The 13,838-nt window shown below is 71.0% G+C and carries 9 protein-coding genes and 1 pseudogene; 3 read left to right on the top strand and 7 right to left on the bottom strand.

The genetic code is table 11. The features are described from left to right. Window positions 1-21: 21 nt before the first annotated feature. The 5 genes from AB0I98_RS45050 to eccB all read right to left on the bottom strand — a co-directional run bounded on the left by AB0I98_RS45050 (window position 22) and on the right by eccB (window position 4,620). Entirely contained in the window at window positions 22-369 is a 348-nt protein-coding gene (locus AB0I98_RS45050; protein WP_362951880.1) for a hypothetical protein, read from the bottom strand. Window positions 370-453: 84 nt separating this feature from the next. Continuing rightward, window positions 454-1,731, bottom strand: coding sequence for a type VII secretion-associated serine protease mycosin (mycP, locus tag AB0I98_RS45045; RefSeq protein ID WP_362951879.1), 1,278 nt, complete (start codon window positions 1,729-1,731; stop codon window positions 454-456). 355 nt (window positions 1,732-2,086) lie between these two features. Continuing rightward, complete coding sequence (locus AB0I98_RS45040) at window positions 2,087-2,377, bottom strand: WXG100 family type VII secretion target (RefSeq protein ID WP_301984660.1); 291 nt, start codon at window positions 2,375-2,377, stop codon at window positions 2,087-2,089. 116 nt (window positions 2,378-2,493) lie between these two features. After that, a complete protein-coding gene (locus tag AB0I98_RS45035; RefSeq protein WP_301984659.1) occupies window positions 2,494-2,805 on the bottom strand; it encodes a WXG100 family type VII secretion target in 312 nt (103 codons plus the stop codon). A 231-nt stretch (window positions 2,806-3,036) separates the two neighbouring features. Beyond that, complete coding sequence (gene eccB, locus AB0I98_RS45030) at window positions 3,037-4,620, bottom strand: type VII secretion protein EccB (RefSeq protein WP_362951878.1); 1,584 nt, start codon at window positions 4,618-4,620, stop codon at window positions 3,037-3,039. A 385-nt stretch (window positions 4,621-5,005) separates the two neighbouring features. On the opposite strand from eccB, the gene eccE reads away from it, so the two are divergent. From eccE to AB0I98_RS45015, 3 genes are all read left to right on the top strand, one after another. Continuing rightward, window positions 5,006-6,319 (top strand): type VII secretion protein EccE, encoded by a 1,314-nt coding sequence (gene eccE, locus AB0I98_RS45025; protein WP_362951877.1) that lies wholly within the window; start codon window positions 5,006-5,008, stop codon window positions 6,317-6,319. Further along, window positions 6,319-7,149 (top strand): hypothetical protein, encoded by an 831-nt coding sequence (locus AB0I98_RS45020; protein WP_362951876.1) that lies wholly within the window; start codon window positions 6,319-6,321, stop codon window positions 7,147-7,149. The genes eccE and AB0I98_RS45020 overlap by 1 nt, the downstream gene beginning before the upstream one ends. 184 nt (window positions 7,150-7,333) lie before the next feature. Continuing rightward, window positions 7,334-10,393 (top strand): SCO5717 family growth-regulating ATPase, encoded by a 3,060-nt coding sequence (locus AB0I98_RS45015; RefSeq protein WP_362951875.1) that lies wholly within the window; start codon window positions 7,334-7,336, stop codon window positions 10,391-10,393. 135 nt (window positions 10,394-10,528) lie between these two features. Here AB0I98_RS45015 and AB0I98_RS45010 read toward each other — a convergent pair whose 3' ends face one another. Both AB0I98_RS45010 and AB0I98_RS45005 read right to left on the bottom strand, forming a co-directional pair. Further along, window positions 10,529-11,488 (bottom strand): bifunctional riboflavin kinase/FAD synthetase, encoded by a 960-nt coding sequence (locus tag AB0I98_RS45010; RefSeq protein WP_362951874.1) that lies wholly within the window; start codon window positions 11,486-11,488, stop codon window positions 10,529-10,531. Window positions 11,489-11,619: 131 nt separating this feature from the next. Further along, window positions 11,620-13,838, bottom strand: a pseudogene (locus tag AB0I98_RS45005) (serine protease); the annotation flags it as partial.

The following is a 13,838-nucleotide window of genomic DNA, read 5'->3' as shown; positions in this document are numbered from 1 at the left end:
GTGCTTCTCGATCCGGAACGGCTAGTCCCACTTGCCCTGCGGCGCCCCGGAGCCACCGCCCATTTGCTGCTTGTTCGCGTATTCCTGCTCGGTGTACTTGTCTTTCACTTTAGATGTGCTCTTGCCGAACTTGTCGATCAGGCCGTGCAACCCCTTGATCGCACCCTCAAGATCATTCTTCGCCTCTTTGTGGGCGCTGAAGAGATCACCCGCCTCTAGGAACATGCAGTTGCTCCCGAACGCGTCCATGGTGATTTCCGTGTTGTACCGCGACGTCTGCCCCGCCTTGTCCATATCGTCCAGCAACGTCCAGAGCTTCCGGATGACCTCATCCAGCGCGCTCAGATCGACCCGCATCCCGTTACTCATACCCCGTTGTCCTCTCCCCTGTTCTTCAAGTTGTCAGCGCACCCACTCGGTGCCCAAGCCATCGCCCAACCCGCACTACCACTACTACCCACCAGCCCGACCACCCCGCCGCGCCTGCCAGTCCCGCACAGCCACCCCACCCCCCGCAACCACCAACGCAAGAGCCGCCCCAACGCCCAAGACATACATGGCGATACGACGATCCCGCTCAGCCTCGGTCTCCCCCATGGTCACCGCCATGGGAACGACCCCGCCCCCACGCGCCGCCACCACCGGATCCGGCTTCGGAGAAGTCGCTGGCGTCGAATCGTCCGACAACGCAGCGACCGGATCCACAACGCCCCACCCGATGAACCGGTTAGGCCCCCGCCCCGGCCGCTGAGCCGTCTCCTTGAGCCGGGTCGCGATCTGGGACGCCTTCCAGTCCGGGTGCTTCTGTTTCAGCAAAGCAGCCACACCCGCGACATACGGCGCCGCAAAGCTGGTGCCGTCCGCGGTGCACTGCCCGCCCTGCGGGACGGTGGAGACCATGCCTACGCCCGGGGCGGCGATGTCGACGAAGTCGCCGGCCTGGGAGAAGAAGGCGCGTTCGTCGTTGCGGTCGGAGGCTGCTACCGCGAGGACGCCGTCGTAGGAAGCCGGATATGTGTTCGCCGACTTGCCGTCCGCTCCGTCGTTGCCGGCGGCGGCAACGATCAGCGCACCCTTGCGCACCGCGTTCGCCACGGCGGTCCCCAGGATCAGGTTGTCGGACTTGTCCGCGGTGTCGGAGGAGATGTTGATGATGTCGGCGCCTGCGGCGACCGCGGCGTTGATGGCGGATGCCATGGTGCCCGAGTTGCCCTCCTTCTCCTCCCCGCCGGTATAGCGGTAGGACAGGATCTTGGCTTCCGGTGCGATGCCCACGAAGCCCGTGCCCTTCAGCGGGCGCGCGGCGATGATGCCCGCGACACGGGTGCCGTGGCCTTCCAGGTCGTCGGTGGCGGAGCCGCCTACGTAGGACTTGCCGCCTCCCACCGCTCCGCGGAGTTGGGGGTTCGAGTCGTCGACGCCGGTGTCGATCACCGCCACCGTGACGCCCTTGCCCGTCGCCTGTTCGCGGAGTTGGTCCAGGAGGACACGTTGGAGTGACCATGGCGTGGACTTGATGACGTCGCCGCCGAAGACGCACTCCGAGCTGGCCGACAGGCCGAAGTCCGGATTCCCCGAGTTGCCCGAGTTGTCGGACGCCAGTGCCGGTGGAGCGGATGCCAGGCAGATTCCCATCGTCGCGAGCACGCCAAAGGCCCGCTGCAGTGCGCGGGTTCCACTCTTGCCGCTGCGCGAACGGGCTGTCAGGCCCTCCACGTCCAGGCCCCTCATGTCCAGGCTCCCAGGGCTTCCTTGCGTACCTGCATGCTCACTTGTTGGCTGCTCGCTTGCCGGCTTGCTTCGACTGCTACGTCGGTCACTCGATTACTACGTCTAACTACGTCCGCTGCTACGTCTAACTACGTCCACCGCGCCCGCTTCGTTGACTTCGACGACTGCGAAGACACGCGAAGGCACTGCGAAACTTCGACGCTGAAGCACGCGCGTTAACAGCCCGTCCTCGGATGTGAAGATTCGCGGGATGTGTTGTGTGCGGCCCCCCAGAAAGGGGCGGCCCAGCCGACGCCTTCGCGTCTGCTGGGCCGATCCTCCGCATTCACGCACACCCCTCGGGCCTCCGACGGGCTCAGCCCCAGGTGTTGGCGTTGCTCTTCTCGGTGGCCTGGTAGTTGTCGGCCGCGCTCTGCAGGGCCGTGGAGATCTTCAGCAGGGTCGCGTGCAGGTCGGCGGCGGTGCGGTCCCACTCGCGCTGCTTGCGCTGGTAGCCCTCCTGCGCCTCGCCTTCCCAGGTGTTGGCGACGCGCTTGACCGCGGCCTCGAGGTCGTCGAGCTGCTGCTTGATGCGTCCGGCGGTCGTCTTCACGTCCGTGGAAGCGTTGGTGATGGTTGCGTAATTGACGAGGATCGACATCGTCATTCCCTTTCAGGAAGAGTCCGACTCAGGAAGAGTCTGAGGAAATCGGTGGGATGCAGAGAAGCTGTAGAGATGGGCAGAGCCGCGCCGAAGCGGGCGGCGGCTGCCCTACGGCTCGATCAGCCGAAGTCCGACATGATCTTGCTGATCTCGGAGTTCTGCTGCTCTTCCGACGCGGTGTAGTTGCTCCGCGTGGAGTCCACGGCTTCCTTGATGTCGTTGAGGATGTCGTTCATCCTCTTCGCGTCCGCGTTCCAGCGCTCCTGCAGCTGGCGATACGACTGAGCCGCCTGGCCCTGCCAGCCGCCGGCGATCTGGTCGATCACTCCGTTGAGACGGCGGACCTCGCCCTGCAGCTGACCGTTCACCGTGGTGATGTCACCGGAGAGCTTGGTCAGTTCGTCCTCTGTTACCCGGAACTGGCCGGCCATGTTGAACCTTCCCCCATGTCGTCGTTGATCCGGGAAACCCTTACCAGTCCCGGAGTTGCGTTCCGTTCGTGAACGCTGGAAGCACTCTATCCTCCGCCTGTCTCATACCCACAGGCAAGGTGTTTCAGTTACAGCATTCACACACACGCGCGATGCGCGGGGGGACCGTAGCTGTCAAGTCCCCTCGCCCGCAAGCCCGTTGGTACGTCAGTGAGTACGTCCCTCAGCACGTCACTGGCTCTGCGGCTGCGCCGCGCTGCCCGTGTCCAGAGTGGGGCCCTTGGGGATGAATGTCGCCCAAGTTTGCGGTACGAACGCCGGGTTGGAGACATCCTCGTAGCCCAGCCTGGTGCGCGCCTTCGCCGTCTCGCTCGCGTCGCCCGACTCACCCCCGGACGACGAGTCCGAACCGCTGCCGCCTCCCTCCGCCTCCGCCGCCTCGCTGTCGTTGTTCGTCGGCAGCGAGTACCGCAGGCCCGTGTCCGTCAGCAGATACGTCGCACCGCCGCCGCCCGCCGCACCGGTGACCTCCTGGAAGAGGAGGCCCGAACCGGAGGAGACGTAGGCGCTCAGCGACTCGGCGACGACCTTCTTGGGGTACGCCGTTCCGGCCCAGGCGGCGAGCTGCGGCTTGCTGTCCGCGCCGATGGTGCCGTCGTAGACGCTGCACGAGGTGTTACGGGCCTCGCCGGTCGCGGTGGCCGCGGGGTTGGCCTGGCGCGGAACGGTCTCGGGCCAGCCCTTGTCCGCGTAGAACTTGTCCGCGGGGCCGCCGTTGGCCTCGATGATGTCGCGGGTGTCGACCTCGATGGGGTCGACCCCGTCCTTCACCTGGAGCAGCGCGGCGACGAACGGCGTGATGCGGGCGATCTCGTCCTGGAGGACGACGTAGAACTGGGGGCCCTGCGCCTCTTGTGCCTTGACTACCTGGCCCACGGTGCTCACCTCGGCGGGGAGTCCCTGGACCGCGGTCGTCTCGCCGGCGGACGGAACCGTCGGGAAGGTGATGACCCCGCCCTCGTTGAGGGTGCGCAGCCACTCCTGGCTCACCGGCTGAGCCTCGGACGTGGTGCCGATGACCGCGGCGCGCAGCTGCTCCATGGTGGTCTCGTCGAGGCCCGACGGGCCGCCCAGCAGGAAGCGGTTGCCCTTGCCGTCGACCAGGTATTCCTGGTCGGTCTTGGGGTCCGTGACGTACAGGGCCTCGCGCGGGTCGACCTTGCCCGCACCGCCCAGCGACTTCGCGTCGTCGGCGTCGAGGACGAAGACGGCACGGTCGATGGCGTCGTCCGTGCCGGAGCCGGAGGCCGGGCGCTCGCACACCGCCCAGGTCTTCGCCTTCTCCGCGTCCTCCTTGGGGGGCAGCCGGTCGGGGGCGTACGGAATGCCGAGGGTCGCGCCGTGCGGGATGCCGCTCTTGTCGATCTCCTTGCCGGGGACCTCGATGACGCTGCCCTTGCCCTTGTCCAGGAGGAGCTTGGCGGAGGCGTAGTTGAGGACGGGGTGCAGCGTCTTGGTCTTCTTGCCGGTCGACGTCTCGTCGTTGAGGACGACGTAGCGCGTCGTGGAGTCGCTGTCGACGATGATGTACTCGCCGGGAGTGTCCCAGCCCTTGGGCGCGCTGGGCTTGATCACGCCCCAGGCGATGAACCCGATCACCAGCACGATGCCCACGGCCAGGCTGGGCATCACCGTACGAACCGGACGCGGTGCGCCTTCTTCGGAGCCTCCCGGGGACGGCGCCAGAAACGCCGCGACGGTGCGCTTGCGAGCGAACGTGTAGGCGGCGAGCTCATCCCGACGCTGCTTTGCCATGGTCCCCGTGTCTCCCGAATTCTGGTCCCCGATGGTGCTCGACCGTGCCCGATCGTGCCTGACCGCGAATCGTGAGGCCTGACCGTGGAACGCGAGGCCGCCGCTCCGGCCGAGCAGGCATCCACTATGCACTGCGCCGCGGTGCGGCGGTCCATCAGGGTACGGCCGTCTCCGCATCTTCACAGATCATCTTCACAGAGCTTCACGACAGCGCTCCACCATGCCGGCCCGGTCCGTGCGAGGCTGGCCACCCGGGGTCGGTGTCCCCTGCGCCGCTGTGCCGTCTGTGCCCGGCAGCGGGTACCGTGAGCCACTCGTATGGACGATGTGGGCCGATGGACGCCCGCCGAACGGCCACGACTTCGCGAAAGGGATGTCCCGGGGGATGACCAGCGCTACGAGCACTCGGCGCGGACGCCGCGCACAGCAGCAACCCGACGGTCCGGACCGTGGACGTACGTCGACTCCGGCCCCCGCCGCCGCGTCGCCGCGCACCTTGCCCACTCCCGGCGGTATGGGCCCGGTACGGCTGCAGCAGCTGATCCTGGTGGAACTCGCGGCGGCCGTCATGCTCGTCGCCTGGGTCACCGACGTGTCCTGGCTGCTGGCCCCCGCGGGTGCCGTGGCGGCGCTGCTGCTGCTTCTCGCGGTCCTGCGCCGGGGCCGTCGGCCGCTGGCCGAGTGGTACGACACGGCGCGCGCGCTGAGGCGCCGTCAGCGCGAGGCCAAGCTGCCCGTGCCACCGGGTACGGACGCGATGCTGGCTCCGGTCGTGGAGTGCGATCCGGCGCTGCGGACCCATGAGTTCCTGTCCCGTGACGACCGTTCGATCGGTCTGATCGGTGACGGCACCTTCCTGACCGCGGTGCTCTTCGTGCAGCCGGCGGACCAGCCGCTGCGTCCCGGGGGCGCCGGGCGGGAGCTGCCGCTGAAGCTGATCCAGGAGGCGCTGGAGGTCGACGGGATCCGGCTCGCCTCCGCCCAGGTGGTCCAGCACACCCAGCCCGCGCCCGCACCGCATCTGCCCGAGCAGTCGATCGCCGCGCGGTCGTACGGCCCACTGCAGGCGCAGACCGGTTCGCCCGCGCTCCGGCTCACCTGGGTCGCCCTCAAGCTGGACCCGGAGCTGTGCCCGGAGGCGGTGCAGGCGCGCGGCGACGGTGTTCCCGGGGCGCAGCGCGCCCTGCTGCGGGTGGCGGACCAGTTGACCAGCCGACTGGCCGGGGCCGGGTTCAAGGCGACCATCCTGGACGAGAACGAGCTGGTGCAGGCGCTGGCGACGTCCAGCTGCCTCAACCCGCGCGCCAACGCGCAGCACGGCCAGGACGGGCGGACCCAGCGCCGTACGGTCGAATCGGTACGGACGTGGCGGGTCGACGACCGGTGGCACACGACGTATTGGGTGTCCCGCTGGCCGCAGTTGGGCAGCGGGGGTGTGGCGCTGCCGGAACTGGTGACGCGGTTCACCTCTCTCCCGGTGCTCGCGACGACGTTCAGCGTGACCCTGAGCAAGGCCGGCAGCCGGGGTGTCTCCCTCGCGGGGCATATCCGTGTCACCGCCCGTGGTGACAGCGAACTGGGCCAGGTGGGACGGGAGTTGGAGCGGACCGCGAGTACCGCGAAGGTCGGTCTGGTCCGCCTCGACCGGGAGCAGGTCCCCGGTGCCCTCGCCACTCTGCCGCTCGGAGGTACGTACTGATGTCCCACCCCGCACCGACCATGCCCCCAGGCCAGCCAGGCCGGGCCACCCCCGCACACGTCGCCTCACCCTCCGACACCGGCATGATCCCGATCGTCCGGCAGCCGGAGCCGCGGCAGCAACGACGCGTCTTCAGCCCGGGGTTCGGGCTGCGTGGGCCGCGCCGGAACCGCCATGTCGTCACCGTCGACGAGCTTCCGGCGATCAGCATGCCGATCGGCGACGACGGCGTGATCATCGGCACCGACCGGGCGTCACAGCCCGCCGTGCTCGGTCTGTCGCGTCCGACCCCCTTCGACGTCGTGCTCGTGGGCGGCCTCTGGCTGGCCCAGGTGCTGGCGTTGCGGATCGCCGCGACGGGCGCGCGCGTGGGTGTGGAGACGGGTCGGCCGCAGGCGTGGCAGCAGCTGGCCCAGTCGGCGGGTGGCGGCCAGCAGTGCGTGACGGTTTATCCGGTGGGACGGGTGCCCGCTCAGGGCCCGTCTGTTTCCAGCCCCGTCGTCCTGATCCGGGACTGTGGCATCCGTCCGCCGCGCGGCCGGGTGACCGCGCTGCCGTGGCAGGCCGTGGTGACGGTGCTGCCCTTCGTCAGCGAGCACGCGCCGCGTTGGCTGGCCCAGGCCCAACTGGTCGGCATTCAGCGCATTTCGCCCGAGGAGACCGAGATCGTACGGGACACTCTGGGCATCCCGGACGAGCCGTTGCAGTATCTGTCGAACCTTCATGACAGCGTCGCCCTATGGTGCACGCGCAAGCACCGCACCTTCGTGATGACCGAACCCACGGACGCGGAGACGGGCCTGCTCGGTGTGGCCCGTCGCATGGACTGAACGCGTCTTCGTTTCCGGGCATGGGGTGCGAACCGGCCGTGCCCGTGGGCGCTTTTCCCTAGCGCGATGCGAGTGATTAGGCTTCTGGTGATGCGGTGACGATCGCAGCCGCGTGGGGTTCGCCACTCGGTCCGCCCGGCCGCGACGACCAACTCAGCAGCAGTGGCTGACCAGGAGGCAAGCAGTGAACAGGGATCGGTCCGACTACAACGGCGGCGGCCCGTCCTCTGACGGGGACGAGCAGGAGACCGAACTCACCGGTGAGTTCGAAATCGTCTACACGCCTCCCGCCTGGTACGCCCCGAAGCCGCAGAGTGGCTCCGCGAACGACGAACCGAGCAACCCCGGCCAGGGCTCACCGCAGCCTCCGCCGCCGACCGGATCACCCGCCGTACCGTCCTCCGGACCACCCGGCGTTCCCGCACGGCAGGCTCCCCCACCGAACGCTCCCGCGCCGGCCCAGCCCCAGCAGCCGTACACCTATCGCGCACCCGCACCGCAGCAGCCCACGTCGGACGCGCCCGGCGCGAACCAGGCCGGCACGGGTGGCACCGACGGCTACGGGTATCCGCAGCCGGCCCAGCCGCAGCCCGGCCAACCTCAGCCCGCCCAGCCGCAGCCCGGCCAACCTCAGCCCGCCCAGCCGCAGCAGCCCGCCCCACCGCAGTCCAGCCAGCCACAGCCCGCCCAGCCGCAACCGCAACAGCCTCCGCAGCAGCAGCCGGGCGCCGCCGCCCCCGCGGCCGGAGACACCGCGGTTCCCGGCGGATACGGCTACCCCCAGCAGGCGTCAGCGAGCGTGCCCCAGCAGCGCCAGGACACCTCGGGCGGTCACGTACCAGCTCAGCAGCAGCCGTCGACCCCGCCTCCCGCAGCGCCCGGTTTCCCGGTGCTGCGTCCGGTCGACGAGGACTCCCAGGGCGGCCCGTCCCAGGGCGGCCCGTCCCAGGCCGCCGCCCCCGCGGCGAGCGCCCCCGACGAGCCCGCCTCCAGTGAGCCGGTGCCCGACCTCAACCACGCCGCCGCCGACGCCGAGGCCGCGCGGCTGTTCGGCGAGACCTCCGACGACGAGGAGCCGGGAGAGGAGCGCGGCGACGAGGCCGAGGCGGACGGCTCCGCAGGGCCGGCACCCGAGCCCGACGGTTCAGCCGAAACGGACGGTACGGACGGCCAGGGGACCGCGGTCGCCCAGTCCGATGCGGGCTCCCCCGCGCATACGGACGCCGACGCGGCGTCAGCTACGGCGGAATCCGGACCGGAAGCCGAGGCTCAGCCCCCCGCTCCCGAGGCCCCGCCCGCCCCTCAGGGTCAGCAGCCGCAAGGGGACCCCGCCATGCCGGCCCCCGCGCCCCCGGTCGGCCAGGCGATTCCGCCGCTGCCGCCGGGCTACGTGCCCGCACAGCCTGCCCAGGCCCAGGGAGTTCCGCAGCAGGCAGGGCAGGGCGTACCGCAGCAGCAGGCACACCAGCCCGCCGGTTACGGCTACCCCCAGAACGCCGCCCAGCCCCCGCAACAGCCGCCGCACCAGGCCCCGCCCCAGGGCGCGTTCGGCCCGGCCCAGCCGCCGGCCGCGGCCCCGGCCCAGCAGCCCGGCTACCCGGCACAGGGCGGACACCCGGCCCCGGTCGACCCACGACAGGCACCCCAGCCGCCTCACGCCCCGCAGCCGCAACCGCAACCGCAACCGGGACACCCGCAGGCCCCCGGATACGGCTACCCCCAGCAGCCGGCCCACCCCGGCCAACCCCAGCCCGACGGATACGGCTACCCCCAGAACCCGGCCCAGCCTCCCCAGGCGCAGCCCCAGCCCGGCTACGGCTACCCGCAGCACCCCCAGCCCCCGCAGCAGCCCTCGCCCTACCAGCAGCAGCCCGCACCGCAGCCCGCACCGAACCAACAGCCCCCGGCCCCGGACCAGGCGCAGGCCCCGCAGCAGACACCCCCCCAAGCCCCCCAAGCCCCCCAGCAGAACCCCACCCCACCCGCCGCCCCCTACGGCACCCACCCCAACCCGGGCAACCAGGGCTGGACCGCCCCACCCGGCCCCCAAGCCGGCCCCGGCGCCCCCCAGCAGCAAGCCGCCCCCGGCACTCCCCTCGGCTACAACGCCGCCGTCGAGCTGTCCTCCGACCGCCTCCTGCGCAACCAGCCCAAGGCCCGTAAGAACAACCAGGGCCCGTCCCGCTTCAAGCTCGGCGCCAAGAAGGAGGCGGCGGAGCGGGAGCGGAAGCTGGGGCTGATCCGTACGCCGGTGATGTCCTGCTACCGGATCGCGGTGATCAGCCTCAAGGGCGGCGTCGGCAAGACCACGACGACCATGTCGCTGGGCGCCACGCTCGCCACCGAGCGGCAGGACAAGATCCTGGCGATCGACGCCAACCCGGACGCCGGCACGCTCGGCCGAAGGGTCCGGCGCGAGACCGGCGCGACCATCCGCGACCTGGTGCAGGCGATCCCGCAGCTGAACAGCTACATGGACATCCGCCGCTTCACCTCGCAGGCGCCGTCCGGCCTCGAGATCATCGCCAACGACGTGGACCCGGCGGTCTCCACCACCTTCAACGACCAGGACTACCGCAGCGCGCTCGACGTGCTGGGCCGCCAGTACCCGATCATCCTCACGGACTCGGGCACCGGTCTGCTCTACAGCGCGATGCGCGGAGTGCTGGACCTCGCCGACCAGTTGATCATCATCTCCACGCCCTCGGTGGACGGTGCGAGCAGCGCCTCGACGACGCTGGACTGGCTGTCGGCGAACGGCTTCGCCGATCTCGTCCAGCGGTCGGTCACCGTGATCTCCGGTGTCCGCGAGACGGGCAAGATGATCAAGGTGGAGGACATCGTCGCGCACTTCGAGACCCGCTGCCGCGGTGTCGTGGTGATCCCGTTCGACGAGCACCTCGCGGCGGGCGCCGAGGTGGACCTCGACATGATGCGGCCGAAGACCCGCGAGGCCTACTTCGACCTCGCCGCCCTCATCGCCGAGGACATCGCGCGGACCCAGCAGGGCTTCGGCAACCCCCACATGCAGTACCAGCAGCCCCAGCAGGGGTACCCGCCCCAGCAGCACCCCCAGCAGCCCTATCCGCAGCAGGGCGGCGCCCCCCAGCCGGGCCAGGAGTGGCAGCAGCCTCCGCAGCAGCCCGGACCGGACCAGGGATGGCAGCAACAGCAACAGCAGCCCGCGCCGCCGCCCCAGGCTCCGCAGCAGGGCGGCGTACCGCCGGGCTGGACCCAGCAGTAGAAGACACCGGAGGGCCGGCACCACAAAGGTGCCGGCCCTCAGGCGTTCGCGCAGGTCCAGCCGGGATCAGACGGCAAGGCCCGCCAGGCTCAGAGCACAGGCCCCGCCGGGCTCAAACGGCAAGGCCCACCGTGCTCAGACGGCAGGACCCTCCGCCGCCCCGATCAGGTCACGGCAGCGCTTCACATCGCCCGCCATGGCCTCCAGCAGGGCCTCCAGCGAGTCGAACTTCCGCTGCCCGCGCACATAGGCGAGGAAGTCCACGGCCACATGCAGCCCGTACAGATCCAGCCCCACCCGGTCGATGGCGTACGCCTCCACCGTGCGTTCGGTGCCGTCGAACTGCGGATTGGTTCCTACGGAGATCGCGGCCGGCATGGCCTCGCCCTGTGCGTGCAGCCAGCCCGCGTAGACGCCGTCGGCCGGGATGGCGGTGTGCGGGAGGGTCTCGACGTTCGCCGTGGGGAAGCCGAGTTCGCGGCCGCGCTGGGCGCCGCGGACGACCACGCCCTCGACGCGGTGCGGGCGGCCGAGGATCTCGGCGGCGCCCTCGACATCCCCTTCGGCGACCAGTCGGCGGGTCAGGGTCGACGAGAACGGCTGGCCGCCGCCCGCCTCACCGGACACGTACAGGTCGATCACCTCGACCTCGAAGTCGTAGACCTTGCCCTGCTCGGCGAGGAACTCCACGTTGCCCGCGGCCTTGTGGCCGAAACGGAAGTTGGGGCCCTCGACGACCGCCTTGGCGTGCAGTTTGTCGACCAGGACCTTGACGACGAAGTCGGCGGGCGACAGCTTCGAGAACTCGGTCGTGAAGGGGAGGATCAGCACCGCGTCCACGCCCAGCTCGCCCATCAGATCGGCGCGGCGGTGGTGCGGGGCGAGCAGCGGGGGGTGGCTGCCGGGGCGGACGACCTCGCTGGGGTGCGGGTCGAAGGTGACGACCACGGAGGGGACGCCCAGCTCGCGGGCGCGCTCCACGGCATGCCGGATGATCAGCTGGTGTCCGCGGTGAACTCCGTCGTAGGACCCGATGGTGACGACGCTGCGCCCCCAGTCCTGGGGGATGTCCTCCAAGCCACGCCAGCGCTGCACTGTGTCTGCTCCTTGTTCGCACACTCGTCGAACCCGTGTCCGTGTCTGTGCCTGTCCCTACGCAGGTCTAAGGGTGCCATGCCGCGTCCACCCGGCCCGCATCGGCATCTGGGCTGTGACAGGGCGCACGCTCACACCGGGACGCGGACGCTCGCCAAGTTCTCGATCATGCGCCGCGCGCTGGGGCCGACGACCGCCGCCCATTCCGCGGGCGCGTCGGTGAGCCAGCCCGCGACCAGCGCGGCGAAGCCCGGCACATGGCGGCCCAGGTCGACCAGACCGCGGTCGAAGCGGGCAGCGCCGTCCGGGGTGCGGACGAGGAGGAGGCCGATGTGGCGGACCAGGTCCCGGAGGTCGGGCCCGCCGTGCCGGGCGGCAGCGTGCAGGAGGGCGTCGAGGACGGCCGGGGTGTGCTCGTGGGCCAGGAGGAAGTCGAGGAGTTCGCGGCGCAGGGGGCGGGAGGCGGGGGTGCCGCGAGCGGCCAGTACGGCGGCCAGCGCGGCCCGCACCTGATCGGGGCCGCCGTCCAGCAGACCGGTGACCAGCGGGAACAGTACGGAACGGGCGACTGGCCCCTGATCGAGCCGCCGGTCGACGTACGCCGCCACGTCCGCCGCCGTCTCCGGACGCCGCTGCACCGCCTCCCGTACGAGGCCCGCGACCCGACGGGCCAAGGCCGGCGTCGTGACATCGGCGAGCGTACGCAGCGCCTCCCCGCCGCCCGGCCGCCGCAGCCGCTCCCGGAAGGCGTCCAGCACCGGATCCGGGTGGGTCGCGAGGGCACCCACCAGCGCGCTGGGCGGGAACTGCGGGTCGCCGGACGCGAAGTGCCGTAGCGCCAGCGGGAGATGGCGGGCCCGGGCGCGCGGATCCCGGACGAGGAGAGCGAGCGCGCCGCCGCGCAGGGTGCGGTCGGCGGGGTGGGCGAGCAGGGCGAGGGCGGCGTAGCGGAGCAGCTCGCGGTCGGCCTCCGTACGTACGTGGGGCGCGGCCCGCAGCCCGTACACCGCCGCCGCGGCCCGCCGCGCGGGCCGCTCGTCGTGCGCCCATCGGTCGACGGCCCGGCACACCGCCGACGGCTCGTCCTCCGCCAGCACATCCAGCAGTTCCTCGGCGCGGCGGTGCGCACAGTCGACGAGCACCTCCATCAGATCGTCCAGGGCCCGGCGCCGATGCGTGTGCAGCAGCGCCTGCGCCGCCTTCGCGACGGTCGCGTGCGGGGTGGCGGGAATCGGGCGCTCGTCGTCAAACCAGCGGGTGAGATGCGGTTGTACGACGGTGGGGGCGGCGGCGAGCAGGTGCGCGGCGGCGTCGAGGTATCGGGGGCCGTCGGTGTCGTCCGGGGCGGGGTCGGCGAGGACGAGTCGGCGCAGGAGGTCGAAGCGGGTGACCTCGGGCAGGGCGAGGGCGGTCCAGAAGGCGGGGCCGAAGTCGCCCGGAACGGTGGGGAGTTGCCAGCGCCACGCCACGACTCGGTCGGCGAGCAGCCGGAGAACACCCGTGTACGGCGTCGCGTCGGGTACCCGGGGCAGGACCTCAGTGAGGAGGCGTGCGGGCCACCAGGAGTGCGGGTCGGTGTCCAGGGCGTCGACCAACTCCTGGAGGCGGGCGGCGAGTTCGGGGGCGCCCTGCTGGCGGGCGAGGTGGAGCAGGGACTGCACCACCGGGCCGATGCGGTGGTGCGGGTCCTGCGGGTGCCTGATCAGGGTGTGCAGGGCTTCGTCCAGGTCGAGGTGCATGCCCTGGATCCAGTCGGCCAGTTCCTCGTGGGCGAAGCGGTAGCCGGTGCCGGCGGGGACGAGGAGGCCCTCGGTGAGGACGGCGGACGGCCAGCCGGAGCCCTGGGGGAACAGGGCCTCGAACGACTCCCTGTCCAGCTCGCCCTGGCCCGTGCCGAGGCTGTGGCGGGCGGCTTCGTGGATCCGGCCGGAGACCTTTGCGGCGAGTCTGCGTACGGCTGTGCCGTCCAGGCCGGCTTCGGTGGCCAGGCGGGTGGCGATACGGAGGCTCATCAGGTCCAGGTAGGCCGTGAAGACGTCGTTGCGGTCGAGGGGGGTGGTGGGGGTGGGAGCTTCAGGGAGGGCTGACTGGACTTCGGAGAAGAGGCGCAGGGTGAGGGGGTGGTGGGTGTCGGGGGTGGTGAGGGTGCCTTCGGGGATGGCGTAGCGGGTGCGGGCTTGGGCTGCCTCGTCGTCGGTGAAGTCGCCCAGGTGGACGCAGGGGGGTAGGTGCGGGTGGGGTCGTGGTGGCCGTCCGGGGTTCTCGCCCCCGCCGCCCCTACCCGTCCCATCCTGAAGGGGCTCCGCCCCGTCGACCCCGGGCGCGGGGGGGGGCCCCCCGCCCCCCGCCC

It is taken from the genome of Streptomyces sp. NPDC050211 (assembly GCF_040656035.1).
In the GTDB taxonomy this organism is placed as follows: Bacteria; Actinomycetota; Actinomycetes; order Streptomycetales; family Streptomycetaceae; genus Streptomyces.
Note: the sequence above shows the minus strand (reverse complement) of the source record. Positions and strands in the feature narration are given on the sequence as shown.

Bases quoted from the DNA above. Each gene is read 5' to 3' on its own strand.
- AB0I98_RS45020 (WP_362951876.1), top strand. From the start codon at position 6,319: ATGTCCCACCCCGCACCGACCATGCCCCCAGGCCAGCCAGGCCGGGCC.
- eccB (WP_362951878.1), bottom strand. From the start codon at position 4,620: ATGGCAAAGCAGCGTCGGGATGAGCTCGCCGCCTACACGTTCGCTCGC.
- AB0I98_RS45035 (WP_301984659.1), bottom strand. From the start codon at position 2,805: ATGGCCGGCCAGTTCCGGGTAACAGAGGACGAACTGACCAAGCTCTCC.
- mycP (WP_362951879.1), bottom strand. From the start codon at position 1,731: ATGAGGGGCCTGGACGTGGAGGGCCTGACAGCCCGTTCGCGCAGCGGC.
- AB0I98_RS45050 (WP_362951880.1), bottom strand. From the start codon at position 369: ATGAGTAACGGGATGCGGGTCGATCTGAGCGCGCTGGATGAGGTCATC.
- AB0I98_RS45040 (WP_301984660.1), bottom strand. From the start codon at position 2,377: ATGACGATGTCGATCCTCGTCAATTACGCAACCATCACCAACGCTTCC.
- eccE (WP_362951877.1), top strand. From the start codon at position 5,006: ATGACCAGCGCTACGAGCACTCGGCGCGGACGCCGCGCACAGCAGCAA.